Consider the following 25,557-nt stretch of genomic DNA (forward strand, 5'->3'; position numbering starts at 1 on the left):
GCCGCCTCGCTCGTCGTCTCCGCTGCGCGCGCTCGAATCCAGTCGTCATCGACCTGGCGCTGGACGACAGTGCCGCCTGAGCCGTCGCGGGCACAAACCCTGCTCCACGAAGAAATGGACGACTAGTGCAATTGCATGGGTCTGGCAGATGCAACGGCACTATTTACCTGACGCATCGCGCGACGCCATATTTACCGGACTTTCATGTCGCGCAACGGCTCGCTACGCCGTTTTGCCCGATGCGCGAAATTTTTTCAACCACCGCCCCGCCCCGTCGCGCGGGGCTTCCCGGGAAACTTGCCGACGAATTGAAAATTTGTCTCGAAACTCAATTGGCTGATGTGAATCACATTGGTTGCTGGGATTGGTCTTATCTTCAAATTGGCCTGCAAATCCGGCCAGCAAATCAAATCCAAGGAGGATAAACATCATGGCGCTCACTGACTCGATCGAACACAAGCTGGACCGCGGCCTGTCCGATATCCGTCGTACCGGCCGGCGCGTGGGACGCTCGGCGCGCTCGGCCGCCCGCGACCTGCATGCGGACGTATCGGACGATCTGCGCGGGCTGGTCGATGAACTGGAAGACCTGCTGAAGAACGACGGCGACGGCGATATCGCCGCGCTGCGCAAGCGCGTGCAGTCACGGCTCGACGAAGCGCGCAGCACGCTCGACTACGCGTCGGGCTCAGCGGCCGCCCGGCTGCGCGATTCGGCCGAGCGCGTGTCGCAAGCCGTGCACGACAACCCATGGCAGACGGCGGGCGTCGTCGCGGGCCTCGCGTTCGTCGCGGGCCTGCTGCTTGCCCGCCGTTGAACGGGGCTGGCCGCCCATCCGTTCTCAACCCGACAACGAAGGAGAAACGCCATGCAGAAGTCTCTCGCCCTGAAAGCCGCCGCCGCCGTCATGCTCGGCAGTCTCGCCCTTGCCGGTTGCACCACCACGCCCGACAAACCCGACAACGCATCGGCCAGCGCGTCGAAACGCGAGTCGATCGATGCGAGCGTGAACGCGACGCTGTCGCGCCTCTATTCGACGGTGCCGGGCTCGCGTGAGCTCGTTGCGAAATCGCGCGGCGTGCTCGTGTTCCCGAACGTGCTGCAGGCCGGCTTCATCGTCGGCGGCCAGTCCGGCAACGGTGCGCTGCGTGTCGGCGGCAGCACCGTCGGCTACTACAACACGTCGTCGCTGTCGGTGGGCCTGCAGGCCGGCGCGCAATCGAAGGCCATCGTGTTCCTGTTCATGACGCAGGATGCGCTCGACTCGTTCCGCAAGTCCGAAGGCTGGTCGGCCGGCGCCGACGCCTCCGTCGCGGTCGTGAAGGTCGGCGCGAACGGTGCGGTCGACTCCAATACGGCCACCGCTCCAGTCGAGGTGCTTATCCTGACCAACGCGGGCCTGATGGGCGACCTGTCGGTCAACGGCACCAAGATCACCCGGCTCCACATCTGACGTGTCGACACGGCCCCAGGGCCGATTTGCTTCCCGGCAACGCCGCGACTCCGGTCGCGGCGTTTTCGAGTGCGCCGCGCGCGGCGGCTATGATGGCGGCACCTTTGCGGGCATACTGCCGATCGGGCCGCCCTGCGCGCGCTTCACCGCGAACCCGTGACGTTCGCGAGCCGATCGCGCCCGAGGCAACGAGATTCAATCAAACCAGGCATCAATCTGCGCGAACCATCCATGGAAAGCGGACACGATCACCAAAAATTCTTCTATTTCCTGCTGTTCGCGGTCACCGTCGGACTGTGCTGGATACTCGCGCCGTTCTCCGGCGCCGTCTTCTGGGGCACCATTCTCGCGATCCTGTTCCAGCCGGTGCAGCGCTGGCTTGCCGCACGCTTCGGCAAGCGGCGCAACCTCGCCGCGCTCGTGACGATGTCGCTGATCATTCTGATCGTGATCCTGCCGCTCGTATTCGTCGCGGCGACGCTCGTGCAGGAAATCGCGTACGTGTACCAGGAGCTGAAGAGCGCGCAACCGAATTATTCGCAGTACTTCCATGACATCATTCACGCGCTGCCGACGTCGATTCAGAACCTGCTGCAGAAATACGGGCTGACCAACATCCCCGGCATCCAGAAGAAGCTGACCGACGGTGCCGCGCAGATCAGCCAGTTCGCGGCAACCCAGGCGCTCAGCATCGGCCAGAACACGTTCCAGTTCGTCGTCAGCTTCGGCGTGATGCTGTACATGGTGTTCTTCCTGCTGCGCGACGGCGGCGAGATCGGCCGCCGCGTGCGCCGCGCGATGCCGCTCGACGAAGAGCACAAGAACCTGCTGCTCGCGAAGTTCACGACGGTGGTACGCGCAACCGTGAAGGGCAACATCGCGGTCGCGCTCGTGCAGGGCGCGCTCGGCGGCCTGATTTTCTGGATCCTCGGGATCGAGGGCGTCGTGTTGTGGGGCGCGCTGATGGCGTTCCTGTCGCTGCTGCCGGCGATCGGCGCGAGCCTCGTGTGGGTGCCCGCCGCGCTCTACTTCCTCGCGATCGGCGCGATCTGGAAATGCGTGATCCTCGTCGCGTTCTGCGTCGGCGTGATCGGCCTCGTCGACAACCTGCTGCGCCCGATCCTCGTCGGCAAGGACACGAAGATGCCCGACTGGGTCGTGCTGATCTCGACGCTCGGCGGGATGGCGCTGTTCGGCATCAACGGCTTCGTGATCGGACCGCTCGTCGCCGCGCTGTTCATGGCGAGCTGGGATATTTACGCGCGAGCCGAACAGGGCGAATGACGCGACGCGTCACGGATGTCGAATCCTGATCACGACGGGCGCCACGGCGCCCGTTTCCATGTCCGGCACCGCGACCGTCAGCACGCCGCCATACGGGCCGACACGATGCGCGCGGCCCGAATCCAGCGGCACGATTCGATCGTCGCGCGCATCGCGCCATGTCGCGCGAACCTCCGCTCCCGCGGGCCGCGAAAGCGGCTGGCCATCGAGTTCCACGAGCGCCACATGCGCGCCGGGCAGGCGCCGGCCATGCGCATCGAACCGGAGTGTCGCCGCGGTCGCACTGCTTGACGCCCCGATCGACGGCGCGTCGAATCTCACGTCGTACAGATCGACGAGCGCACCGCTGAATCGCACGATGCCATTCGCGTGCACCGGCTCAGCCGCACCCGCGCCCGACATCGCGAATGCGATGCCGAACCCGGCTGCGACGCTCCGCAGCCTGGCGTCGATGCACCGCTTCGTTCGATCGCGCACCGCCGCCGGTGCTGCCTGCCCCGTCTTCGTTTGCATGTTTCGCCTCCCGTTTTTGCCGTGCAAATGAAAAACGGCGGCGTGACGCGCATGTCACGCCGCCGTTTGCTGGCAATTACTTTAAGGAGAGCGGCCGGAACGATATATGGGATACGTCCTAAATTGATCCCGGACTATGCAGACTCAACCCGCGTCAGCGCGGCAGCTCATGCGTCCGGATCGACGCGCAGCACGAGCTTGCCGCGATGGTCGCCGTCGAACAGGCGATTCAGCACGTCGGGCGCATTCTCGAGCCCGTCGGCGACGGTTTCCTCGGCCTTGAGCCGGCCGTCGCGCAGCCATCCGGCGAGCGTCTGCACGGCTTCGCGGCTCTTGCGGTAGTCGAGGATCAGGAAGCCGCGCATCGTGATCCGCTTCGAGATCAGCACGCCGACGTCGTCCGCTGCGCGGCCGCTGTTGTAGTTCGAGATCACGCCGCACAGCGCCACGCGCCCGCCGATCACCATCCGCGACAGCACCGCGCGCATCACCTCGCCGCCGACGTTCTCGAAGTTCACGTGCACGCCGTCCGGCGTCGCTGCCTTGAGCTGCTGACGAAAATCGTCGGCCTTGTAGTCGACGGCCGCGTCGAAGCCGAGCGTCTCGGTCAGGTAGCGGCACTTGTCCGCGCCGCCCGCGATCCCCACCACGCGCGCGCCGTGGATCTTGCCGATCTGGCCGGCGATCGAACCGACCGAGCCGGCCGCCGCCGACACGACGAGCGTCTCGCCGGGCTGCACCGGCGCGATGTCGGTCAGCCCGTAATACGCGGTCAGGCCGCTCATCCCGCACGCGCCGAGCAGCGTCGGCAGCGGCAGGCCCGACTGCGCGGGCAGCTTCACGAGCTGCGCGGCCTGGTCGGCCGGCACGACCGCATAGTCCTGCCAGCCGACCAGCCCCTGTACGAGATCGCCTGGCGCGAAACCCGCATGGCGCGACGCGACCACGCGCCCGATGCCGAGCGCGCGCATCACCTCGCCGATCGCGACGGGCGGCAGGTATTGCGGCACGTCGCTCATCCATACGCGGTTGGTCGGATCCATCGACAGATACAGCACGCGCACGAGCACTTCGCCGTCGGCGAGCGCCGGCACCGGTGTTTCGACGAGCGAAAAGTGTTCGCGGCCGACCCGCCCTTCCGGGCGCGTCTTCAGAAGCAGCTGGCGGTTCACGGGTGTCGACATGATGTTCTCCTCCGGTTGTTGTCGTCGATGCGCGTCAGACCGCGCACATGCCGCCGTCGATCACGAGTTCGGCGGCCGTCACGAAGCGGCTTTCGTCGGATGCCAGATAGACGGCCGCATGCGCGACGTCGTCCGGATCGCCGAGCCGGCGCAGTGGAATGCCGCGTGCGAGCTTGCGCGTCGCATCGCGTTCGCCGAGCGACTGGAACAGCGGCTCGACGATGCCCGTGCGAATGAATGCCGGGTGAATCGAGTTGCAGCGCACGTCGAGCTCGCGGCGCGCGCAGTCGATCGCGACCGACTTCGTCAGCGACGCGACCGCGGCCTTCGACGCGTTGTACGCCGTGAAATCCGGCTCGACCTTGAACGCGGCCACCGACGAGATGTTGATGATCGACGCCGGGTGGCTTGCGCCCAGGTACGGCAGCGCGTGCTTGCAGCCGAGCACGATGCTCTCTACGTTGATCGCCATCACGCGCCGCCATTCGTCGAGCTGGATCTGCGCGGGCGCGCCGATCGACCCGACGCCGGCATTGTTGACGAGCACCGACACCCCGCCCATCGCTTCGTTCGCCTGCGCGAGCAGCGCCTGCCAGCGCGCCTCGTCGCGCACGTCCTGCGTGGCCGCGAACGCGACCGGCGCCGCGTGCCCCGCGTTGAGTTCATGCGCGAACGCGTCGAGCACCGCCGCGTCGGCGATGTCGGTCAGGAACACGCGCGCGCCCTGCTCGACCATCCGGCGCGCGATCGCGCGGCCAAGGCCACCGGCGGCGCCAGTGATGTACGCGCACTTGCCTGCGAGGCGCGGGGAAACGACTGTCATGGAACCTGCTCCTATCGTGAATCGTCGAGGCGGACCGGTGCCGCGACGGCGGTTGCCGTGCGCCGGCCGACCGCCGCATGGTTTGCGCGAGTATAGCGAGCCGGCCGCACCGCGCCGGACAAATCGGGCAAGCCGCCGCTGCGGCCACGATCGAACGAACGCCAGCGTACGCGATTGCCGGCGATCTATGAAATGAATATTCGTAATGCCCAGTCATAGACACGGTTCATGACCTTCGTATCTCCGGGCGACGGGACGAGCCTGTTCCGCGCGCCGGAATCACCGCGAATATCGATTCAATGAAGGCAGAACGCCGGATTTTGACAATGACGAGGAAAGAACGGGATGAGAGTCGGAGGTGCCGCCACCGCGGGTGACCACCTCACCTGACACCGTGACACCGGGGGCGCTGGCGCCCCGGAAAGAACGGCCATCAGGACCCGTTGCCGGACGTGCGCATGAATGCGCAGAACTGCGGGGAATGCGTATCGATCATCTGCTGGAACGGCGCGCGATTCCCGTACGCGATGCCGGACACGAGGAGCAGGCAGACGGCTGCGATGCGCGGCGAGACCGAGCGCTTGTGCGACCGGTCGTAGATCCGCAGGAACACCAGCGCGACCAGCGCGCCGAGCAGCCAGCCGACGACGACTTCGGGAATCGTGTGCGAATGGTCGAACACGCGCGCGACGGCCGTCACCGCGCCGACGGCGAGGCCCGCCGCCACACCCGGCACCTTGCCGGCACGGAAGGCCTGCCACAGCATCGACAGCGCGACGGTCCACACGGACGTCGACAGCATCGTATGGCCGCTGATCACGCGGAAGTCGAACTGCGGGATTTCGACACCGCAGCCCGCATAGAGAATCTTGGTCGCCCCGACCAGGCTCATGCCGGCCGCGAGCAGCACGATCCAGCGCACCGCGAGCCGCCAGTCGGACAATGCGAGCCAGACCGCGCAGGTCAGCGCGACCGGCAGGGTCAGCGCGGCGTCGCCGATGTTGCTGATTTCACTCCACATAACGGACGTCGAACGGCTGGCAAAACGCGCAGTTTAACGCACGCGCGCCATGCGCCTGTTTCAGCCTGTGACAGGCTGTATCAACCCGCGACACCCGTAATCAGCAGCAGGTTCGTGCCGGTGATGACGGCGAACAGCGTCCACGCTGCGACCTGCATCCTGCGGCCGATCGCATGCTCGCCCATCGTGTCGCGATCGCTCACCGAGCGGATCAGCGGCCACATCGCGAACGGCAACTGCAGGCTCAACAGCACCTGGCTCCAGACGAGCAGTTGCCCGACCGAATTCTCGCCGAGCCACAGCACGCCGATCAGCGCGGGCATCAGCGCGAGCCCGCGCGTGATCAGCCGGCGCTGGTAGCACGGGATTTTCGTGTGCAGGAAGCCGTCCATGATCACCTGGCCGGCGATCGTGCCGGTCAGCGTCGAGCTTTGCCCCGACGCGAGCAGCGCGATGCCGAACAGCAGCGCGGCCGCGCCGCCCGCGATCGGCGTGATCAGCCGGTACGCCTGTTCGATGTCGGTCACGTCGTGCTGGCCGGTCGCATGGAACGCCGCACCCGCGACGACCAGGATCGCCGCATTGACGAGCATCGCGACGAACAGCGACACGCAGGTGTCGATCCGCACCAGCGCGAGCGTGTCGCGGATCAGGCCGCGCGCGCCGCCGACGACATGACGCGTCTGCACGACCGACGAATGCAGATACAGGTTGTGCGGCATGATCGTCGCGCCGACGATGCCGAGCGCGAGCACGATCGCGTCCTTGCGGTCATGGCCCGGATCGCCCGGCACGAGCCCCGCCGCGACCGCATGCCAGTCGGGAGGCGTGATCGCGACCTGCGCGACGAAGCAGAACGCCATCGTCGCGATCAGCCCGAGCACGATCGCCTCGATCTGCCGGACGCCCTTGCCCTGCAGCCCGAGGACGATCACCGTGTCGAGCGCGGTGAGCACGATTCCCCACGCGAGCGGCACGCCGAGCAGCAGCTTGAACGCGAGCGCGCAGCCGAGCACTTCGGCGATGTCGCACGCGATGATCGACACCTCGGCGGTCACCCACTGCACGATGCGGCCGAAGCGGCCATAGCGGTCGTAGCTGGCCTGCGCGAGATCCTTGCCCGCGACGAGGCCGAGCCGCGCGGCGAGCATCTGCAGAAAGATCGCGGCGAGGCTCGAGAGCGCCACGACCCACAGCAGCGAATAGCCGAATTGCGAGCCGGCCTGAATGTCAGTGGCCCAGTTGCCGGGATCCATGTAGCCGATCGCGACCAGCAGGCCCGGGCCGAAGAAGCGCTTGAGCTTCATCCAGCGCGACGCGCCGGCGTCGATCGTGATGCTGCCCTTTACTTCCGACGGGCAGAAGGGGGCGGTGGCGGTAGTGGGGAGCAAGGGCATGGAAACCGGGGATCGTGATCGCGACACGGTGATTTTACGGTCATCCGCCCCGTTTTCTCCCGCGCATCGACACGCGCGCCCCGGCTCGCCCGCTCGCCGCCGGATTTCGCGGGCCGCGGCACGAGTTGCGGATCGGCCGCGCCGGCGCCGTTCGTCAGGATCCGCTCGCGCTCGGCGACGCGAAATTCGGTCGGCGACACCTGCAGGCGCTGGCGAAACAGCTTCGCCAGACGCTCGCCGCTGCCGAAGCCCGTGCGCCGCGCGACCTTGTCGGCCGGCAGCGTCGTGTGGATCAGCATGTGGCATGCGCGCTCGAGCCGCACGTGCTGCACGAACTCGGTCGGCGTCACGCCGATTTCCTTCTTGAAGCGCCGCAGGAAATTGCGCTCGCTCATCGCGGCCGTCTGGGCGACTTCCGCGATCGAAATGCGGTTCGCGCTCTGCGCGCGCAGCCGTTGCGCCGACATCCTGATCGACGGGCTCGCGCTCAGCTCGCGAAACGCCCACATCGACTGCGCGTAGCGCTGCTCGACCGGCCGCATCAGGTTGCTGGCGATCTCCTGCGCGGCGCTGTCGCCGAGATCGGCGCGGAACATGTCGAGCACGGCCGCGAACACGTCGGCCTCGCCTGCCTGCAGTTCGATCGTGGCCGCCGCGCCGCGCGCGCGACCGGTTCGCGCGTGACCGGCATCCGTCTGCCGCTGCGACGCCGCGAGCGTCGACAGGTCCATCGCATCGACGATCCATCGCGCATGCCGGCGGATGTCGCTCAGGCGACGCCGCAATGCATCGTTCCAGTTGATCGACGCGCGGTCGCCATGAAGATGAATGAACGCGAGTGCACGAGGGCCGTGCTCATCGCCGAGCGGATCGGCGGCGATCTGCACGCCCGACGACGACTGCAGCAACCCCCCGCTTTCCGATACGTACTTCAACTCGTAATCCGCACTGAACGCGTGCAGGCGATTCGCCAGGTTGAAGGCCTCGCCAAGGCGCGCGGCCTGCGCCAAGGAAAACCCCGTACTCAAATAGATTACGACCCACCTCTGATCTGCTGCTTCCACTGCCAAGCCCCCGGACTTTTTCGACTTCTTGTAATACCGTCGAACTGTCAGGCTTATATTTGGTTTGAACTCGTGCGACAGCGACGGCTATTTCGAAATATGAAGCGACGGCATCTTAGCCGAACGGGTCGTGTCTTTGGCATGAAATGGCAGACCGGGACAGTATGATGGCGGATTTCAACAGGCTGTCGCCGACCGCTGGTGCGGCCGCGCGGAAATGCGCATGCCGATGGGCAGGCTCGCATCGTGCGCATGATTCGCGTCGCGCATCGGATGCGCGCACGCACGTATCGGCTCGATCGTCATCGACACGCATCGAACGGCATCGATCGTCGCTCTGATGCACGCACCCGCGTTCCGTTGTTCGCGCATCCCGTAGAATCGCTCCACCGTCCACCACGCCGACTTCGTCCGTGCCCGCCGATCATCGTCTCGACCTGAACCTGTTCCGCGTGCTCGATGCCGTCTACGTGCACGGCGGCATCGGCGCGGCGGCCCGTGCGCTGCACCTGACGCAGCCGGCAGTCACGCATGCGCTCAACCGTCTGCGCGCGCATTTCGACGACCCGCTGTTCGTCCGCCAGGGCAACCGCGTCGTGCCGACCGAGCGCACGCGCACGATCATCGCGGACGTGCAGCTTCACCTCGCCGGCCTGCAACGCGCCGTGCGCGCCCCGTCGGCATTCGACCCGGCGACGCTCGACCTGAGCATCGCGGTCGGCATTCGCGACGTGCTCGAATCGATCGCGCTGCCGCAGATCGTCGCCGCGTTCGCCGACGAAGCGCCGGGCCTGCGATTCGTGAGCCGCCGCATCGCGGTGCACGACATCGAACGCGAACTCGCGTCAGGCAATCTCGATCTGGTCGTCGATCGACGCGTGCAGACCGGTCCGCGCATCGCGACCGAACACCTGCTCGACGATTCGCTCGTCGTCGCGATGCGGCACGATCATCCGTTGACCGGCGGTCCGCTGCGGCGCGGCGACTATTTCGCCGCAGGGCATGTCGCGGTGTCGTCGCTCGGCGAACCGCAATCGCTCGACGTGCTGCTCGGCAACGACGGACGCCTCCGTCACATCCAGCTCGTTTGCCAGCATTACTTCGCCGCCTGCCAGATCGCCGCGACGGGCGACCTGCTGCTGACGCTGCCGCGCACGTATGCGCTGCGCATGGCGGCGATGCTGCCGATCGCCGTGCAGCCGCTGCCGCTGCGGCTCAAGCCGTTTCCACTGCTCGCGTACTGGCACGAGTCGCGCGAAACCGACCGCGCGCACCAGTGGGTGCGCGAACGCGTCGCCATGCTCGTGCGCCGGAGTGCCGGCGTCGCCGGCTGATCCTGGCGAGCCCCGCCGACGCGCGCAGCGCCCACGATTTTCCGCGAGACGGTATGCTGGCGGCTCGTACACCGCATCGTCGCGGCCGCCTCTTTCCCCGCTTGCCGGAGTTCTTGCCATGCCGCTCATCCATGCTGCCGCCACCCTCGCCGCCGACGCACCCGACTACGTCGTCCAGCTGCAGGCCGGCACGCACGCGCTGACCGGCGACGAAGCGCCGCGCGAAGGCGGACAGGGCCTAGGGCCGGCGCCGTTCGAGTTCGTGCTGGCCGGCCTCGCGCAATGCACGGCCGCGACGCTGCGCATGTACATGCAGCGCAAGACGTGGCCGGCCGTGCGCATCGACGTGCGCACCGAACTGCACGCCGATCGCGAAGGGCAGCAATACGTGCGCCGCGTCGTGACGCTCGACGGCCCGCTCGACGATGCGCAGCGCCAGCGGCTCGCGGAAATCTGCGAGAAGACGCCGGTGACGCTGTTCATCAAGCGCGGCACGCGCATCGAAACGACGCTGAACTGACGGGACGACGCACCGCGCCGCACACGATCGATACGCAACAAGTGAAACGGGCGGGCCGCGCACGATGCGCGACCCGCCCGTTTTCGGATGTCGTCCGGCGTTTACAGTCCGAGCGCGGACAGGTCCAGCTTGCCGTCCTTCACCGGCGGGCACCAGAAATACGCGCCCGTCAGCGGTCGCGTGAAACGGAACAGGCCGTCGACGATGCCGTCGTCCGCGCCGCTCATCCGGCGCATCTGCACGTCGAACGCGCGGAACGAACAGCCGAACGCGACGAAGTAGAGCCCCGCGCGGCGCGCGTCGGACCACGGCGACGAACGGCGCAGCATGAACGCCTCCGGCTCGAAGCTCTCCTGCGCGGTGCGCTTCACGTGCGCGAACTCGGGCGCATCGTCGAGTTCCTCGTTGTCCGAGCGGCGGCGACCGATGATGTGATCCATGTCGCCGGACGCAATGCGCTCCATCTGGTCGAAGTCGTGCAGCCATTGCTGAACCGCGACGAAGCTCGAACCGTCGAGACCCGCGCCCTGCCCCGTGACGATCGCCGCGGCCAGCGCGTCGTCGCCGCTCGGGTTCTCGGTGCCGTCCTCATAACCCGACAGGTCGCGATCGTTCGAATAGCGGAACCCGTCGACCGCGTCCTGCAGCGCGAACGCCGGCGCAAGCGCCCGTTCGATCGTCCGCGCACGCAGCACGAGCTCGCCGCGATCGTCACCGCGCAGCCAGACCCAGACGTCGGCCGGCGTGATCGGCAGCGTGCGGTCGTTCACCGCGAACGCCGGATATTCGGTGAGGCCCGGGACCGGACGCCCGAGGTGTGCGGCCAGCGCCTGTCCGAAGCCCACGACCGTGTCGCGCCCGTCGACGAGCTCGCGCAAAGCTCTCAGCGCCGCTGCCACGTTACCGTTGTTCGAAATCGTGAAAGTGAGGTATCGGGCCGCCGTGTCGATCGGAGCCAGGATGCCTTGCTGAACGTCGCTCATCGTTTCCTCAGGAATGTATCGGGGTGAATCCGCGGGGCCGCAGCGGCCGACGCGCAACGGCAAAGTGTAATCGATGCGGCCCGCCGACCCGTGCGGCACCGCATCGCGGAATCCGCACGAAAAAGGGCCGAAACCCCGAATACTAACCGTATCGACGCTGCAACGCGGCATTCGTCAGACGTTGCGGCGACTCCGGCACTGCTGATAAAATCCCTTCACGTCTTTTCGGCGTCCTTTCAACCGTTCACTTCAGGGAGGTGCAGATGTTCCGAATGCCAGCAGCCTTCCCGAACGTGGTCCCACGGCGCGGCTGATCCAGCCCGTCGTCCGCGCCGGCTCCCGAGTGCTCCGCTAACTCGACGGCCCGCGCATTTTCCGACAGTCCGTTTCGTTTCGCCCGCGTCGTCCGCGCGGCCGGACTGTTGCGTTTTCGACGTTCTCCGAACCGGAAAGTCCCGTCGCGCGATGCGCCGGGCAACGATACATGACCAGAAAAACCACCCATCAGGGCGGCCAGGCATTCCAGGCCGTCTTCGGCTTCACGTTCCGCTACTGGCGCAAGCAGCCGGTACGCATCGCGACGATCACGACCTTGGCGCTGCTCGGCGCGCTTGCCGACGTGCTCACGCCGCTGTTCGCCGGCCGCCTCGTCGATGCGCTGTCGATCGGCCTGACCGACCGCGCCGCCGCGTGGCATTCGGCCGTCGTCGCGTTCGGCACACTCGCGGCGCTCGGCATCGGCGCGACGCTGCTGCGGCAGGGCGTCTATCTGAACATCATTACGCTTACGCTGAAGATGATGAGCGAGATCGCCGCCGCGTCATTCCATCGCGTGCAGCGTTTCTCGACCGACTGGCACGCGAACAGCTTCGCGGGGTCGACCGTGCGCAAGATCACGCGCGGGATCTGGGCGCTCGACCTGTTGAACGACACCGTGCTGATCGCACTGCTGCCGTCGGTCACGATGCTCGTCGGGGCGACGGTGCTGCTCGGCACGCACTGGCCGGTGATGGGGTTCGTCGTCGGCGCGGGTTCGCTGCTGTACATCTCGGTGACGGTCACCGTGTCGCTCGCCATCGTCGCGCCGGCCGCGCGGCTCGGCAACATGTGGGACACGCGCATGGGCGGCGCACTCGCGGACGCGGTGAGCTGCAACGCGGTCGTCAAGGCGTTCGGCGCGGAAACGCGCGAGGAAGCGCGGCTCGCACGCGTGATCGGCAAGTGGCGCCAGCGCACGCGCCGCACGTGGGTACGCGGCACGCTCAACGGCGGGCTGCAGGGTGCGATGCTCGTCGCGATGCAGGCGGCGATGATCGGCGTGGCGCTGCGGCTGTGGGCGAACGACGAAGCGAGCATCGGCGACATCGCGTTCTCGCTGACGATGTTCTTCATGCTTCAGGGCTACCTGCGCGACGTCGGCATGCACATCCGCAACCTGCAGCGCTCGGTCAACGACATGGAAGAGCTCGTCGCGCTCGAGCGCCAGCCGCTCGGCATCGACGATCGTCCCGGCGCGCCGGCGATCCGGATCGGGCAAGGCGAGATCCGCTTCGAGCACGTGACGTTCCGTTACGGCAACCATCCCGTGCCGCTGTACGACGACTTCTCGATGCGCATCGCGCCCGGCGAGCGGGTCGGCCTCGTCGGCCATTCCGGGTCGGGCAAGACGACGTTCATCAAGCTGATCCAGCGTCTGTACGATGTGTCGGGCGGCCGCATCACGATCGACGGCCAGGATATCGCGCAGGTGCGGCAGGACTCGCTGCGCAGCCAGATCGCGATCGTCCAGCAGGAGCCCGTGCTGTTCCACCGCACGCTGGCGGAGAACATCGCGTATGCGCGCCCCGACGCGAGCCGTGCGGAGATCGAGCGCGCCGCGCGTCTCGCCAGCGCGCACGACTTCATCGCCGCGCTGCCGGACGGCTATGACACGCTCGTCGGCGAGCGCGGGATCAAGCTGTCCGGCGGCGAACGCCAGCGCGTCGCGATCGCGCGCGCGTTCCTCGCGGATGCACCGATCCTGATCCTCGACGAAGCGACGTCGAGCCTCGACAGCGAAAGCGAGGTGCTGATCCAGCAGGCGATGGAGCGGCTGATGGTCGGCCGCACGACGCTCGTCGTCGCGCACCGGCTGTCGACGGTGCGCTCGCTCGACCGCCTGCTCGTGCTCGATCGAGGCAAGGTGATCGAGGAAGGCAACCACGACGCGCTGATCCGCATCGACGGCGGGATTTATCGCCGGTTGTTCGAGCGGCAGGCGCTGGAGCTGGCGAAGGGCCTGATCGATTCGCCGCCGCGCGCGGTCGACGGCGCTGCCGGCCCGCGGGGGCAGCCGGCGGAGGCTTGATGGCAACCCGGTTGCGGCCGGACGTGCGGTGCACTGCCACCGCGCTTCTGGCCCCGACGCCGCCCGCCGCGATCACTTATCATACCGGCCAGGCAATTTGCGACCAAAGGCGGATCATGTTTACAGGCATTGTTCAGGGTGTTGGCGTCATCAAGGCCATCAAGGATCACGGCGAACTGAGAACGTTCAGCATCGAATTCCCCGAGCGGTTCGCCACCGACATCGAGATCGGCGCGAGCGTCTCGGTCGACGGCGTCTGCCTGACGGTGACGACCATCCACTCGCCGCTGCTGATCGACTTCGACGTGATGTTGCCGAGCCTGAGAATCACCACGCTGGCCGACCTGACGACCGGCGCCCGAGTCAACGTGGAACGGGCCGCGAAGGACGGCGCGGAAATCGGCGGGCATCCGCTGTCCGGTCACGTCGACTTCATGGGGACCATCCTGCATATCGCGTCGTCCGAACACAACCGGATGATCCGCATCGGCGTGCCGGCCGATTTCAAACGCTATGTGTTCGCGAAGGGCTATATCGCGATCAACGGCTGCAGCCTCACCGTATCGGACGTCAATCGCGACGAAGGCTGGTTCGAAGTCTGGCTGATTCCCGAAACGCGACGCGCGACCACCTTCGACGCCAAAGGCGTCAACGACAAGGTCAATATCGAGATCGAGCGCAGCACCCAGGTCGTCGTGGATACGATCCGAGAGTCGGTCAAGGAAACGCTCGGGGAACTGACCGGTGTCGTGACGACCTTGCTCGCGGAGAAAGGCATCGACATCGAGGAACTGCTCGCGCGCAACGTCGCGAAACTGCCGAAGGCGTAACGGACGCGCCCCGTTTCCGGTGATCGGCGCGATCACCGGGTGTCCGTTTCCGTCGACACACGGCGGTCAGCCGCCCCGCCCGCGCCGTCAGTCCGCCTCCACCCGCGCCCCCTTCCCCACCGCCACCCGCTGCGATCGATAAATCCCCGCGTGTCCGGAAAACAGATAGGCGACCACGCAGGCGACGATCGCATAGACGCCGATATCCGCGCCGAACAGTTCGATCGCCATGATCGTCGACGCGACCGGCGTGTTGGCCGCGCCCGCGAACACCGCGACGAAGCCGAGCCCCGCGAGCACCGGCACCGGCAGCGCGAGCACCTGGCCGAGCGCGTTGCCGAGCGTCGCGCCGATATAGAACAGCGGCGTCACTTCGCCGCCCTTGAATCCCGACGCGAGCGTGACGACGGTAAACGCGAACTTGCCCGCGAAATCGTAAGCCGGCAGCGGCCCGTGAAACGCGGCCTCGATCGTCGGGATCCCGAGCCCGAGATACTGCGGCACCTTCAGCACGGTGGCGGCCACCGCCACCAGCGCGCCGCCGAGCACCGGCTGCAGCGGCGCGTAGCGCACGACGCGGCGAAACCATGCGCTCAGCGCATGCGTCGCGAACGCGAACAGCCGGCCGACGACGCCGAACGCGACACCCGCGACGACCGTCGCGATCAACCCCGAGGCCGACACGGCCGGCACGAACGGAATCGCATAAACGGTGTGATGCACGCCCCACGCGCGGCACACGATGTCCGCGACGATCGCCGACGCGACGCAGGTCAGCAGCGCGTCGTACCGCACGCGGCCGATCGCGAGCACCTCGAGCCCGAACACGGCGCCCGCGAGCGGCGTGCCGAATACCGACGAGAACCCGGCCGCGATGCCGCCCATCAGCAGCACGCGCCGATGCTCGCGATCGAGCCGGAACAGGTGCGTGACGCGATCGGCGAGCGCGCCGCCCATCTGCACGGCCGTGCCCTCGCGGCCCGCCGACCCGCCGAACAGGTGCGTGACGACGGTCGCGACGAGCACGAGCGGCGCCATCCGCTTCGGCACGAGCGCTTTCGGGTCGTGAATTTCGTCGATCAGCAGGTTGTTGCCGCGCGCGACCGACTGGCCGAACCGGTGGTAGACCCAGCCGGTCGCGAAACCGGCTGCCGGCAGTCCCCACAACAGCCACGGATGCGCGACACGCGTGCCGGTCGCCCACTCGAGCGCGATCAGGAACCACGCGGAAGCCGTGCCGGCCAGCGCACCAAGCAGGGCAGAGAGCGCGAGCCAGCGGCACACGTAGCGCACGGTCGCGAAAAAATCGGCAGAAGTCGAGAAAAACATGATTTCCAGATTCGACGGGACATCAAAACCTGGGCGGCAGAATACCGCATGGACGGCCTGCGACCTCCTGACAACCCAGGAACACGCAGGCATCATCAGCCGGGTCACCGGCGGTTGAGGGCCGAGCCGCGCGCGACGCGCCGGGATCGACCGCAGGGAGGCATGCCATCTCCGCAGGCGGCAATTGTACGCGACGCCGCGCGGCGCGCGCAATGCAGCCCCGCCGGGGCCGCCGCGCGCCGTCAGTCGCGCGTCATGCGCGTCACGCGCGAGATCAGCTGCGGCGCGATTCGCTCGAGCGGCAGGATCGCCGATGCGGCACCGATCGCCGCGGCCGCCTTCGGCATCCCGTAGACGGCACTCGTCGCCTCGTCCTGCGCGATCGTGTAGCAACCCTTCGCGCGCATCGCCTTCAGCCCCAGCGCCCCGTCGCGGCCCATTCCGGTCAGCAGCACGCCGAGCGCGTCGCCCTGCCAGCCGTCGGCGACGCTGTTGAAGAACACGTCGATCGACGGCCGGTACGGCGTCTCGGCCGGATGCCGCGTATAGCCGAGCACGCCGCGCGGCGACATGTACAGGTGATCGTTGGTCGCCGCGAGCAGCACCTCGCCCGCCCGCGGCACACTGCCCTCCCCCGCGACACGCACGGGCAGCTGCGTATAGCCGTCGAGCCACTCCGCCATGCCGACCGCGAACGCCTGGTCGACGTGCTGCACGATCACGAGTGCAGCCGGAAAATCGGCCGGCAGCGCACGCAGCAGCGCGGTGAGCGCGGTCGGCCCGCCCGCCGACGCGCCGATCGCGACGAGCGTCGGCAAGCGGCGCGTGGGGGCCGGGCCGGGCGGCACGAGCGTCACGGTCCGGCTTTCGAGCAGCCGGCCGATCTGGTCGATCTTCGCGAGCAGCGCGTGCGGCGACGCGTCGGTCGACAGCCCGAGCGCGAGCGTCGGCGTGTCGACCGCATCGAGCGCGCCGGCACCCATCGCCTCATAGACCGACGACGTGTTCGCGCTGACGCTGACCGTCACGATCAGGATCGCGCACGGCGCGCGCGCCATGATCTGCCGTGTCGCCTCCACGCCGTCGACCTTCGGCATCACGAGATCCATCAGCACGAGATCGGGCGGATGGGCAATGCAGAAATCCACGGCCTCGTCGCCGTCGGTCGCGACCCACAGCACGCGGTGGTCCGTGCGCAGCGCGAGCACGCGGCGCAGCGCCTCGACGGCCAGAGGCAGATCGTTGACGATGCCGATGTTCATCCGCGTGCGTCCCCGATCAGGTCGTGCACCGCATCGAGCAGCGCCTCGTCGTGGAAACTGCTCTTCGCGAGGTAGTAATCGGCGCCGGCATCGAGCCCGCGCCGGCGATCCTCGTCGCGATCCTTGTACGACACGATCATCACCGGCACGCGCTTGAGCATCGGGTCGTTCTTGATCAGCGTGACGAGTTCGATACCGTCCATGCGCGGCATGTCGACGTCGGTGACGACGAGATCGAACGCGTCGCTGCGCACCGCGTTCCAGCCCTCCATCCCGTCGACCGCGACCGTCACGTCGTAGCCGCGCTTTTCCAGCAGCTTGCGCTCGAGCTCGCGCACCGTCAGCGAATCGTCGACGACGAGCACGCGGCGGCGGCGATCGACGAGCGCGAGTTGCGGATCACGCGTGAGCCGCGCGAGCTGCCCGCCACGCACGAGCTTGTCGACCGAGCGGATCAGGTCCTCGACGTCGACGATCAGCACCGGGTCGCCGTTCTCGAGCAGCGCGCCGGCCGCGATGTTCTGGATCTTGTGCAGGCGGCTGTCGAGCGGCTGCACGACGAGCATCCGCTCCCCGAGGAAGCGGTCGACCGCGACGCCATACAGCTCGGGTTCCCCGCCGACGACCACGACCGCCGTGCTCGTGCGGGCGACGTCGGGCTCGCCCGCGTCGAGCAACTGGTGTGCGGCGACGAGGCCTGCGCGCCGGCCGTCGAACGGGAAATGCGGCTGCCCTTCGAGCACGTCGATATCGTCGTGCGCGAGTTCGAGCGTGCGGCGCACGTGCGCAAGCGGAAACGCGTACGGCTCGCCGCCGACCTCGACCAGCAGGCTGCGGATCACCGACAGCGTGAGCGGCAGCTGCAGCACGAAGCGCATGCCCGCGCCAGGCTCGTTGAAGATGCGCACCGCGCCGCGCACGCCGCGCACCATCTCCTGCACGGCGTCGAGGCCGACGCCGCGCCCCGACACGTCGGTCACCGCATCGCGCATCGAGAAGCCCGGCAGCAGCAGGAATTCGAGCAGTTCGGGATCGGACAGCCGCGCGGCCGTCTCGTCGTCGGTCAGGCGCTGGCGCACGACCGCCGCGCGCAACGCATCCATGTCCACGCCCGGCCCGTCGTCGATCACGCTGACGAGCAGCGAACCGGCGCTGTGGCGCGCCTCCAGGGTGACGCTCGCCTCGGCCGCCTTGCCGCGCGCCCGACGCGCGTCGGGCGATTCGACGCCGTGATCGATCGCGTTGCGCAGCAGGTGGCCGAGCGGCGCGTCGAGCAGGTCGAGGATGTCGCGATCGACCTGCGTGCCTTCGCCGACGATCGAGAAGCGCACCTGCTTGCCGAGCGAGCGCGCGAGATCGCGCACGATGCGCGGATACGCGCGCGTCGCGTCGCCGAATGGCCGCATCCGGCATTGCAGCGCCTCGTCGTACAGCTGCTCGGCGATATGCGTGCTGCGCCGCTCGAAGCGATCGAATTCGTCCATGCGCTCGGCGAGCGAGCGCTGCAGGTCGTTGAGCATGTGCCGCACTTCGTTCACCGACGCGAGCACGCCCGCGTCGAGATCGTCGGCAAACTGTTCGTACAACAGATCGAGCGACCGGGCCGCATCACGCTGCGCGCGCTTCACGCGCAGCATCGACTCCGCGAACGGCTTGAGCCAGCGCGATTCGACGAGCGACTCGCCGGACAGGCTCAGCAGCCGGTTCAGCGTATCGGCCCGCACGCGGCGCATTGCACCCGCGCCGGCCGCGCGGCCCGCCTGGACCGGATCGGGCACGGCCGCCGACACCGCGAGCGGCGGCACCGCGGCGCCGGCCCCCACGGATTCGTTCGCGGCGCCGTCGTGCTCGCGAAGCGGCACGACGAACGGCGGTGCCGGCGGCGGCGCGAACGCCGGGGCCGAGGCCGGCATCGCGCGCGCGCCGTCGGCACCTGTCAGCGCCAGCGCGAACGCCTCGATCTCGGTCGACGACACCGGCGCCGCCTCCGGATCGGCGACGCGCACCAGCAGGTCGACGCCGGCGAGCAGCACATCGACGTGCGTGGCCGTCAGCGCGATCGTGCCGGCCTGCGCGGCGACGAAGCATTCTTCCATGCACCCCGCGATGTCGACACCGAGCGGCACGCCGACGATGCGTGCGGCACCCTTCAGCGAATGCGCGGCGCGCATGCACGCCTCGAGCGCGACGGAGTCGGGCTCGCCCGATTCGAGTGCGAGCAGGCGTTCCGACAGCGCCTGGGTCTGCGTGCGCGTCTCCTCGCGATACAGCTCGAGCAGCGACAGGTGGCTCAGATCGTCATCGCCGCTCATCGCATGCTCCGTGTCACGGCGTCGAACAGCCGGTCGTCGTCGAGCAGGCCTACCGACTTGCCACGCCACGACAGCACGCCGCGCGACAGGCCGGCGCTCGCGCGCCCGACCGTCGCCGGCACCGGCACCCATTCGGATGCGCCGAAGCGCAGCACGCCCTCGACTTCGTCGACCGGAAACACGACCGGCTCGCCCTGGTGCGCGGCGACCAGCAGCCGCGTGAAACGGCCGTCGCCACCGCCGTTGCCCCCCTTGCCCGCGTCGAGGCCGAGCAGCGCGCCGATCGAGATCGCGATGCGCAGCGTACCGCGAATGTTGACCACGCCGCGCACGGCCGAATGCCGGCGATACGGCAGCGAATGGATCGGGCGCGTGCCGGCGATCTCGCGCAGCACACCGATCGGCAGCGCGAGCCATTCGTCGGTGACGCGAAACACCAGCGCCGCCTGGCATGTATCGTCTTTGCCGTGCGCGCGGGTCGCGTCGAACGCGCTGATCCGCTGCGTGGCGTCGGCCATCTCGGCGATGGCGAGCGGGCGTTCGAGCAGCTTCGCCGCGTGATACGCGTAGACCGGACAGTTCAGGCAGCGCAGGCAGTCGGCCAGCCGCTCGCACGAGCGATCGCCGCGTGTGCCAATCCGGTTCCAGCAATCGTCGACGCCGATCGTCGTGTCGTCAGTGGCAACGGCGTCGCGGTTCATTCTTTCCTCGGTCATCCCGATGTCGGCTCCCAACCCGTATTCTCGTTATCCGGCCGAGCGCCGCGCACGCTCGAGCAGCCATCGCGCGCCGGCGCCGTCGCCGCCGACGTCGAGCAAGGTCGCGAGATGCGTCAGCGCTTCGTGGTGCGTCGGCCGCAGATACAGCGCCTTCCGGTAGAAGTCGCCCGCTTCCGCGACGCGCCCGCGCGCATCCGCGATCAGCCCGTTCAGGTAGAACGCGTCGGCGTGCGGCCCGGCGTGCGCGGAGAACTGCGCGAGCACGCGCTCGGCCTCGTCGAATGCGCCCGCATTGGCCAGCGCCTGCGCTTCCTCGAGCGTCGGTGCGGCGCTGTCGGCGACCGGCGCCCCCTTCGCGGGGATGTCGGCCACGTTGGCCACATGCGCCGGCGAGTCGACGCGCCAGTCGGCCCGCGGCTCGGGCGCCGTCGGGCGCTCGGCCGGCGCGAACGCGGCGCGCGACGGCGCGGCATCGCTCCACGTCTGCGGCACGACGGCCAGCAGCGGGCGCGTCGCGGCCGGCGGCACCACAGCGAAGTGCTCGCCGCGCCGGTACGGCGCGATCGCGGGCATCGGTGCCGCATAGCCGTCCGCCGCGGCACCACCGCGCGCGCGATGAAACGCGAACGCCAGCGGCACGCGCGCCGAGCGCATCCCGTGCCGCATCGCGACGCCCGTTTCGGCGGGGCCGACGAACAGCATGCCGTCGTCGGCGAGCGAGCTTTCGAGCGAATCGATCACGCGGTCCTGGGCGTCGCGGTCGAAATAGATCAGCACGTTGCGGCAGAACACGAAGTCGTAGCGGATGCCCGTATCGAAGCCCGGCTCGACCAGGTTCGCCTGGCGAAACTGCACGCACGCGCGCACGCGCTCGTCGAGCAGCCAGCCGTCGGCGACCGGCGTGAAGTAGCGGCTGCGGAACTCGGTCGTCGTGCCGCGAAACGCATTGCGTCCGTAGCAGCCGAGCCGCGCCTGTTCGATCGCGCGCGCGCTCAGGTCGATCGCGTCGATCGTGAAGCTGGCCGGATCGAGCCCGGCGTCGAGCAGCGCCATCGCCGCCGAATACGGTTCCTCGCCGGTCGAGCACGGCGCGCTCAGCACGCGGATCACGCGCCCGGGCATCGCGGCAAGCCGCTCGGCCGCGAGCCGCGCGAGCGTCGCGAACGCCTCGCGATCGCGGAAGAACCACGTCTCCGGCACGATGAACAGTTCGATCAGCGCGCGCCGTTCGTCGGCGGACGCGTTGAGCTGTTGCCAGTAGGCGTCGAGCGCTTCCGGCGTGACGGGCGGCCGCGCCGCCGACGGCAGCCGCTCGCCGTCGCCCTGCAGCGCCTGCACGCGCTCCGTCAGCGCGCGGCTCAGGAAATCGTTGCCGAGCGAATCGGGGTCGATGCCGGTCTCGCGCAGCAGCCAGCCGCGAAATCGCGAATCGGACTCTTTCATGCGGATGCCCCCCCGTGGCCCGGCAGGTCGTCGAACAGATACAGGCGCGCCACGTCGTCGATCAGGTCGGACACCGAGACCTGCTGCACGATCCCGTCGGGCGTGTTCGCGACGCGCCCGAGCCAGCGCGTGCGCGCGGTCGATACGCCGCTTGCGCGGAACGCGGTGCGGTCGATCCGCAGCGTCTGGGTCGCGCGTTCGACGATCAGGCCGATCACGCGATCGCGGTCGAGCTGCCCGACGCGATAGCGAGCCATCACCAGCCGCGTCGAGCGCAGCGCATGCGCGCGCCGTCCGAGCGCCAGCATCGGCACGTCGATCACGGGCACGGGCTGACCGCCGCGCATCAGCAACCCGGCAATCCATTCGGGCGCGCCGGGTACGGCCTTGGTGGTCGCAAGCGGCAGCACCTCGTCGATGTCGGCCGCATCCAGCGCATAGCGCTCGCCGTCGAGCTCGAACATCAGGAACAGCGCGTGCGCGCCGCCGTGCGCCTCGGCGCGCATCACGCGTCGACCTTGAAGCGCGACACGCTGGTGCGCAACTGGTTCGCGACGAGCGTCAGGTCGTCGATCGCCTGCGACGACTGGCGCAGCGATTCGGCCGTCTGCTGCGCGGCTTCCGACAGTTGCGACAGCGCCTGCGTGATCTGCTCGGCACCGTTCGCCTGGGTCTGCATCCCTTCGTTGACCATCTGGAAGCGCGGTGCGAGCGTCTGCACCTCGGCGATGATCTGCGACAGCTGCCCGCCGACCTGCTGCACGTCGAGCATCCCGCGGCGCACTTCCTCCGAGAACTTGTCCATCCCCATCACGCCCGCCGACACGGCCGACTGGATCTCCTTCACCGTCTGCTCGATGTCGTACGTCGCCACCGCCGTCTGGTCGGCGAGGCGGCGGATCTCGGTTGCGACGACCGCGAAGCCGCGGCCGTACTCGCCGGCCTTCTCGGCCTCGATCGCCGCGTTCAGCGACAGCAGGTTGGTCTGGTCGGCCACCTTGGTGATCGTCGCGACGACCTGGTTGATGTTCAGCGCCTTCTCGTTGAGGATCGCGAGCTTCGCGTTCACCGAACCGGCCGCGTCCATCACGCTGCGCATCGTCTCGCCCATCCGCGTGAGGCCGCTCTGGCTCACGCCCGCGAGCGTCGCCGACTGCTCGGCCACGCCGGCCACCTCGTTCATCGTGCGCAGCAGGTCGCGCGACGTCGCGAAGATCTCGCGCGAGGTCGCACCGATCTCGGTCGTCGTCGCCGCGGTTTCGTTCGCGGTCGCCTGCTGCTCGCGCGACGTCGCCGCGATTTCGGCGACCGACGTCGTCACCTGAAGCGACGACTGCTGCGCGCGCGCGACCAGCTCGGTCAGCTCGTCGGCCATCCGGTTGAAGCCCGACTCGAGCGTGCCGAACTCATCGCGGCGGCGCAGGTCGAGGCGGCGCGTCAGGTTGCCGGTGCGCATCACGTCGTGCACCTCGACGAGCCGCGCCATCGGCACGGTGACGGAACGGTACAGCCCGTAGCCCAGCCCCAGCGCGGACAGCAGCACGATCGCCAGCGCGGTCGCGAGGACGATCTCGGTGTCCTGCCCGGATTGGCGGATCAATTTCGCGGACTGGTCGGCGAACTTGCGGTTTTCCTGCACCAGGATATTCGCGTTGCGCACGACCTCGGCCCACGCAGGCTGCACCTTCGCATAAGCGGCGACGGCCTCCTCGCGCGACACGCGGCTCTTCTGCACCGCGTCGTTCAGCAGCGGCAGATAGCGGTCGAAGGCGCCGCGAAACGCCGCGAAGCGCTGGCGGTCGTCATCGCGGAACGTCGTGTTCTGGTAATCGACCGACAGCGACTCGACCTCCTTGAGCGTCTCGCCGATCCTCGCGAAATCACGCTGCACGAGTTCGGGATCGGTATCGACGAACGTCGCCTGCTGCAGCATCGCGAACGATTCATTGACCGTCCCGCGCAGCGACGCCGCCAGATACACGCCCGGCAGCGAGTCGCGTTCGATGCTGACGGCCTCGGCGTTGATCGCGCGCAGGCGCTCGTAGGACACGCCGGCCGTCACCAGCATCAGCACGAACAGCACGCCGAAGCTGAACAGGATACGGTTGCCGAGCGTCAGCCGGGCGGCGCCGATCGTCGGGTGCAGGCTTTCATTGGTCGCGCGGGGCGTCACGGTGGCCATGTTCGTTATGGGCTTTCTAAAATCAGCGTTGAAAAAAACCGCGCCCGCCCGCGCGCCGGACGGCGCGCCACGAGCGCATCGGGGTCTCTCGGGCAGCGCGGCACCGGGCCGCGCCGCGAAATCATCGGTCCGCTTGCGCCGGCAGCCGAAGCGCGACCATGAAGCCGCGCACCGTATTGCGCATCAGGATCTGGCCGCGATGCCGCGCGGCCGTCGCGCGGACGAACGCAAGCCCGAGGCCGAAGCCGCTGCGCGCCGCGCCATGCACGGATTCGAGCCGCACGAACGACTCGGTCGCGGCCGTGCGTTGCTCGGGCGCGATGCCGGAGCCGGCGTCCTCGACGCCGATCAGCCACGCACCGTCGTCGTCGCTCAGCGTGCAGTGCACGTCCGTGCCGGCCGGGCCGTACTTCAGCGCGTTGTCGATCAGGTTTGCGACCGCGCGCGTGAGCATCATGCGGTCGCCCATCGTCACGCACTCGATGTCGGGCACGTGGGCAACGACCCGGCTGCCGAATCCGGCCGCCTTCTCCCACAGCTGGTCGACAGCGTCGAGCACGATCTCGTTCAGACTCAGGACCTCGTGCGCGCGGCGTTCCGACTGCGCGCGGGTCAGGTGGATGAAGCCGTCCGCGAGCGCGAGCGCGCGCCGTGCGTGGCCGGCAATGCGCTCCATGATCGGCGGCATGTCGCCGTGCTCGGTCCGGTAGACCTCGAGCAGTGCGAGGATCGACGTCTGCGGCGAACGCATGTCGTGCGACAGGAAATCCAGCGCTTCGTCGCGCTGGCGCGACATCAGGTACGAATTCGAGTGATAGCGGATGCGCGCGGTCAGCTCCATCGCGTCCGGGAGCTTCACGAGGTAGTCGTTCGCGCCGGCGATGAACGCCTCGCGCTTGACGATCGGCTCCTCCTTCGCCGACAGCACGATGATCGGCACGCGTGCGGTCTCGGTGTTCGCGCGCCACGCGCGAACGAGATCGAGGCCGTCGATTTCCGGCATCACGAGATCCTGCAGGATGACCGTCGGCTTCACGTCGCGCGCGACCGCCATCGCCCGATGTGCGTCGGTGCACACATGCAGGTCGATATCGTGCTCGCTGCGCAGCGCGCGGCGGATCACCTCGCCGACGAACGGCTGATCGTCGACGAGCAGAACCGATAGCCCGGACTCGAGACAATCCAGCGCATTTTCACCGCCGGATTCTTTCATAAATACCGTTTCAAACGCCAAATCTCCAATTGATTCTTTCATAGGAGTTGTTTATCCGACTTGGACGCCATCTTAAATATGGCGGCGAAGAAATCCGCCTATTGCTGCCGATCTGGCCTGTCGGCATTGCCTCGCGGGGATCCGAACGCCGATTTCACCCCGACGACGGTCGCATTACCTCCGCGCGCTTTCTCTCAATAAAGATAACCGGCTGATTCTAAATGAAATTAGAACACAGCATCTATCTCCTTCCGGTTTAGTTTTGCCAAATATGGTGAAAGAGCGGGATTCAGTTAAATCAGATCATTTCCGGACGCGAAAGACGATAACGTTTGCGCAGCCGG

23 protein-coding genes and 1 riboswitch are annotated in these 25,557 nt (G+C 67.9%); of the genes, 7 read left to right on the plus strand and 16 right to left on the minus strand.

Annotated features, from left to right (window positions below):
* Window positions 1-222: 222 nt before the first annotated feature.
* Window positions 223-432, minus strand: coding sequence for a hypothetical protein (locus tag DIE08_RS06270; protein WP_124901324.1), 210 nt, complete (start codon window positions 430-432; stop codon window positions 223-225).
* Between DIE08_RS06270 and DIE08_RS06275 the strand changes: the two genes are divergently transcribed.
* The 3 genes from DIE08_RS06275 to DIE08_RS06285 all read left to right on the plus strand — a co-directional run bounded on the left by DIE08_RS06275 (window position 431) and on the right by DIE08_RS06285 (window position 2,737).
* Window positions 431-817: a YqjD family protein gene (locus tag DIE08_RS06275; RefSeq protein WP_059531622.1), complete on the plus strand. Its 387-nt coding sequence runs from the start codon at window positions 431-433 to the stop codon at window positions 815-817. The two genes, DIE08_RS06270 and DIE08_RS06275, sit on opposite strands and share 2 nt — an antisense overlap.
* A gap of 51 nt (window positions 818-868) precedes the next feature.
* Complete coding sequence (locus tag DIE08_RS06280; protein ID WP_059601628.1) at window positions 869-1,453, plus strand: YSC84-related protein; 585 nt, start codon at window positions 869-871, stop codon at window positions 1,451-1,453.
* A 231-nt stretch (window positions 1,454-1,684) separates the two neighbouring features.
* Window positions 1,685-2,737, plus strand: coding sequence for an AI-2E family transporter (locus DIE08_RS06285; RefSeq protein ID WP_059678859.1), 1,053 nt, complete (start codon window positions 1,685-1,687; stop codon window positions 2,735-2,737).
* Between the two features lie 9 nt (window positions 2,738-2,746).
* Here the strand turns inward: DIE08_RS06285 and DIE08_RS06290 are convergent, their stop codons facing one another.
* The 6 genes from DIE08_RS06290 to DIE08_RS06315 form a co-directional block, all read right to left on the minus strand.
* Window positions 2,747-3,250 carry a thioesterase gene (locus tag DIE08_RS06290; protein ID WP_124901325.1) on the minus strand — a complete coding sequence of 168 codons (504 nt, stop codon included), beginning with the start codon at window positions 3,248-3,250 and terminating at the stop codon, window positions 2,747-2,749.
* A 167-nt stretch (window positions 3,251-3,417) separates the two neighbouring features.
* Window positions 3,418-4,434: an NADP-dependent oxidoreductase gene (locus tag DIE08_RS06295; RefSeq protein ID WP_059601622.1), complete on the minus strand. Its 1,017-nt coding sequence runs from the start codon at window positions 4,432-4,434 to the stop codon at window positions 3,418-3,420.
* 34 nt (window positions 4,435-4,468) lie between these two features.
* A complete protein-coding gene (locus DIE08_RS06300; protein WP_124901326.1) occupies window positions 4,469-5,257 on the minus strand; it encodes an SDR family oxidoreductase in 789 nt (262 codons plus the stop codon).
* Between the two features lie 433 nt (window positions 5,258-5,690).
* On the minus strand, window positions 5,691-6,278 hold the full coding sequence (locus DIE08_RS06305; RefSeq protein ID WP_124901327.1) for a phosphatase PAP2 family protein: 588 nt from the start codon (window positions 6,276-6,278) through the stop codon (window positions 5,691-5,693).
* Between the two features lie 80 nt (window positions 6,279-6,358).
* Window positions 6,359-7,675, minus strand: coding sequence for an Nramp family divalent metal transporter (locus DIE08_RS06310; protein ID WP_124901328.1), 1,317 nt, complete (start codon window positions 7,673-7,675; stop codon window positions 6,359-6,361).
* On the minus strand, window positions 7,624-8,685 hold the full coding sequence (locus DIE08_RS06315) for a helix-turn-helix domain-containing protein (RefSeq protein ID WP_124901329.1): 1,062 nt from the start codon (window positions 8,683-8,685) through the stop codon (window positions 7,624-7,626). Before DIE08_RS06315 ends, DIE08_RS06310 begins: the two co-directional genes overlap by 52 nt.
* Before the next feature lie 467 nt (window positions 8,686-9,152).
* On the opposite strand from DIE08_RS06315, the gene DIE08_RS06320 reads away from it, so the two are divergent.
* Both DIE08_RS06320 and DIE08_RS06325 read left to right on the plus strand, forming a co-directional pair.
* A complete protein-coding gene (locus DIE08_RS06320; protein WP_124621076.1) occupies window positions 9,153-10,073 on the plus strand; it encodes a LysR family transcriptional regulator in 921 nt (306 codons plus the stop codon).
* Between the two features lie 118 nt (window positions 10,074-10,191).
* Window positions 10,192-10,593 (plus strand): OsmC family protein, encoded by a 402-nt coding sequence (locus DIE08_RS06325; RefSeq protein ID WP_059466564.1) that lies wholly within the window; start codon window positions 10,192-10,194, stop codon window positions 10,591-10,593.
* A gap of 101 nt (window positions 10,594-10,694) precedes the next feature.
* Here the strand turns inward: DIE08_RS06325 and DIE08_RS06330 are convergent, their stop codons facing one another.
* Window positions 10,695-11,576: a Dyp-type peroxidase gene (locus DIE08_RS06330; RefSeq protein WP_124901330.1), complete on the minus strand. Its 882-nt coding sequence runs from the start codon at window positions 11,574-11,576 to the stop codon at window positions 10,695-10,697.
* Window positions 11,577-12,060: 484 nt separating this feature from the next.
* Between DIE08_RS06330 and DIE08_RS06340 the strand changes: the two genes are divergently transcribed.
* The gene (locus tag DIE08_RS06340) at window positions 12,061-13,923 is read left to right on the plus strand and encodes an ABC transporter ATP-binding protein (protein ID WP_124901331.1); all 1,863 of its coding nucleotides are present in this window, start codon (window positions 12,061-12,063) and stop codon (window positions 13,921-13,923) included.
* A 116-nt stretch (window positions 13,924-14,039) separates the two neighbouring features.
* Entirely contained in the window at window positions 14,040-14,753 is a 714-nt protein-coding gene (locus DIE08_RS06345; RefSeq protein WP_124901332.1) for a riboflavin synthase subunit alpha, read from the plus strand.
* An 87-nt stretch (window positions 14,754-14,840) separates the two neighbouring features.
* On the opposite strand, the gene DIE08_RS06350 is transcribed toward DIE08_RS06345, so the two are convergent.
* The 8 genes from DIE08_RS06350 to DIE08_RS06390 form a co-directional block, all read right to left on the minus strand.
* Entirely contained in the window at window positions 14,841-16,082 is a 1,242-nt protein-coding gene (locus DIE08_RS06350) for a voltage-gated chloride channel family protein (protein ID WP_124901333.1), read from the minus strand.
* A 79-nt stretch (window positions 16,083-16,161) separates the two neighbouring features.
* Window positions 16,162-16,264, minus strand: a riboswitch (Fluoride riboswitch).
* A gap of 60 nt (window positions 16,265-16,324) precedes the next feature.
* Entirely contained in the window at window positions 16,325-17,344 is a 1,020-nt protein-coding gene (locus DIE08_RS06355) for a chemotaxis response regulator protein-glutamate methylesterase (RefSeq protein WP_124901334.1), read from the minus strand.
* Entirely contained in the window at window positions 17,341-19,656 is a 2,316-nt protein-coding gene (locus tag DIE08_RS06360) for a hybrid sensor histidine kinase/response regulator (RefSeq protein WP_124901335.1), read from the minus strand. Before DIE08_RS06360 ends, DIE08_RS06355 begins: the two co-directional genes overlap by 4 nt.
* A complete protein-coding gene (locus DIE08_RS06365) occupies window positions 19,653-20,357 on the minus strand; it encodes a chemotaxis protein CheW (RefSeq protein ID WP_124901498.1) in 705 nt (234 codons plus the stop codon). Before DIE08_RS06365 ends, DIE08_RS06360 begins: the two co-directional genes overlap by 4 nt.
* A 45-nt stretch (window positions 20,358-20,402) precedes the next feature.
* On the minus strand, window positions 20,403-21,818 hold the full coding sequence (locus tag DIE08_RS06370) for a protein-glutamate O-methyltransferase CheR (RefSeq protein WP_124901336.1): 1,416 nt from the start codon (window positions 21,816-21,818) through the stop codon (window positions 20,403-20,405).
* Complete coding sequence (locus DIE08_RS06375) at window positions 21,815-22,324, minus strand: chemotaxis protein CheW (RefSeq protein ID WP_239007130.1); 510 nt, start codon at window positions 22,322-22,324, stop codon at window positions 21,815-21,817. The genes DIE08_RS06370 and DIE08_RS06375 overlap by 4 nt, the downstream gene beginning before the upstream one ends.
* Window positions 22,324-24,000, minus strand: coding sequence for a methyl-accepting chemotaxis protein (locus DIE08_RS06380; RefSeq protein ID WP_124621060.1), 1,677 nt, complete (start codon window positions 23,998-24,000; stop codon window positions 22,324-22,326). The genes DIE08_RS06375 and DIE08_RS06380 overlap by 1 nt, the downstream gene beginning before the upstream one ends.
* A 121-nt stretch (window positions 24,001-24,121) precedes the next feature.
* Window positions 24,122-25,255 (minus strand): hybrid sensor histidine kinase/response regulator, encoded by a 1,134-nt coding sequence (locus DIE08_RS06390; RefSeq protein WP_124901337.1) that lies wholly within the window; start codon window positions 25,253-25,255, stop codon window positions 24,122-24,124.
* Window positions 25,256-25,557: the final 302 nt, after the last annotated feature.

This window comes from Burkholderia sp. Bp9004 (genome assembly GCF_003858025.1).
In the GTDB taxonomy this organism is placed as follows: domain Bacteria; phylum Pseudomonadota; class Gammaproteobacteria; order Burkholderiales; family Burkholderiaceae; genus Burkholderia; species Burkholderia diffusa.

Excerpts from the sequence above, each read along its gene's own strand:
- DIE08_RS06355 (WP_124901334.1), bottom strand. The coding sequence starts at position 17,344 with ATGAACATCGGCATCGTCAACGATCTGCCTCTGGCCGTCGAGGCGCTG.
- DIE08_RS06280 (WP_059601628.1), top strand. The coding sequence starts at position 869 with ATGCAGAAGTCTCTCGCCCTGAAAGCCGCCGCCGCCGTCATGCTCGGC.
- DIE08_RS06310 (WP_124901328.1), bottom strand. The coding sequence starts at position 7,675 with ATGCCCTTGCTCCCCACTACCGCCACCGCCCCCTTCTGCCCGTCGGAA.
- DIE08_RS06390 (WP_124901337.1), bottom strand. The coding sequence starts at position 25,255 with ATGAAAGAATCAATTGGAGATTTGGCGTTTGAAACGGTATTTATGAAA.
- DIE08_RS06275 (WP_059531622.1), top strand. The coding sequence starts at position 431 with ATGGCGCTCACTGACTCGATCGAACACAAGCTGGACCGCGGCCTGTCC.
- DIE08_RS06345 (WP_124901332.1), top strand. The coding sequence starts at position 14,040 with ATGTTTACAGGCATTGTTCAGGGTGTTGGCGTCATCAAGGCCATCAAG.
- DIE08_RS06285 (WP_059678859.1), top strand. The coding sequence starts at position 1,685 with ATGGAAAGCGGACACGATCACCAAAAATTCTTCTATTTCCTGCTGTTC.
- DIE08_RS06370 (WP_124901336.1), bottom strand. The coding sequence starts at position 21,818 with ATGAAAGAGTCCGATTCGCGATTTCGCGGCTGGCTGCTGCGCGAGACC.
- DIE08_RS06270 (WP_124901324.1), bottom strand. The coding sequence starts at position 432 with ATGATGTTTATCCTCCTTGGATTTGATTTGCTGGCCGGATTTGCAGGC.
- DIE08_RS06365 (WP_124901498.1), bottom strand. The coding sequence starts at position 20,357 with ATGAACCGCGACGCCGTTGCCACTGACGACACGACGATCGGCGTCGAC.
- DIE08_RS06290 (WP_124901325.1), bottom strand. The coding sequence starts at position 3,250 with ATGCAAACGAAGACGGGGCAGGCAGCACCGGCGGCGGTGCGCGATCGA.
- DIE08_RS06380 (WP_124621060.1), bottom strand. The coding sequence starts at position 24,000 with ATGGCCACCGTGACGCCCCGCGCGACCAATGAAAGCCTGCACCCGACG.
- DIE08_RS06300 (WP_124901326.1), bottom strand. The coding sequence starts at position 5,257 with ATGACAGTCGTTTCCCCGCGCCTCGCAGGCAAGTGCGCGTACATCACT.
- DIE08_RS06360 (WP_124901335.1), bottom strand. The coding sequence starts at position 19,656 with ATGAGCGGCGATGACGATCTGAGCCACCTGTCGCTGCTCGAGCTGTAT.
- DIE08_RS06325 (WP_059466564.1), top strand. The coding sequence starts at position 10,192 with ATGCCGCTCATCCATGCTGCCGCCACCCTCGCCGCCGACGCACCCGAC.
- DIE08_RS06375 (WP_239007130.1), bottom strand. The coding sequence starts at position 22,324 with ATGCGCGCCGAGGCGCACGGCGGCGCGCACGCGCTGTTCCTGATGTTC.
- DIE08_RS06295 (WP_059601622.1), bottom strand. The coding sequence starts at position 4,434 with ATGTCGACACCCGTGAACCGCCAGCTGCTTCTGAAGACGCGCCCGGAA.
- DIE08_RS06350 (WP_124901333.1), bottom strand. The coding sequence starts at position 16,082 with ATGTTTTTCTCGACTTCTGCCGATTTTTTCGCGACCGTGCGCTACGTG.
- DIE08_RS06340 (WP_124901331.1), top strand. The coding sequence starts at position 12,061 with ATGACCAGAAAAACCACCCATCAGGGCGGCCAGGCATTCCAGGCCGTC.
- DIE08_RS06305 (WP_124901327.1), bottom strand. The coding sequence starts at position 6,278 with ATGTGGAGTGAAATCAGCAACATCGGCGACGCCGCGCTGACCCTGCCG.
- DIE08_RS06330 (WP_124901330.1), bottom strand. The coding sequence starts at position 11,576 with ATGAGCGACGTTCAGCAAGGCATCCTGGCTCCGATCGACACGGCGGCC.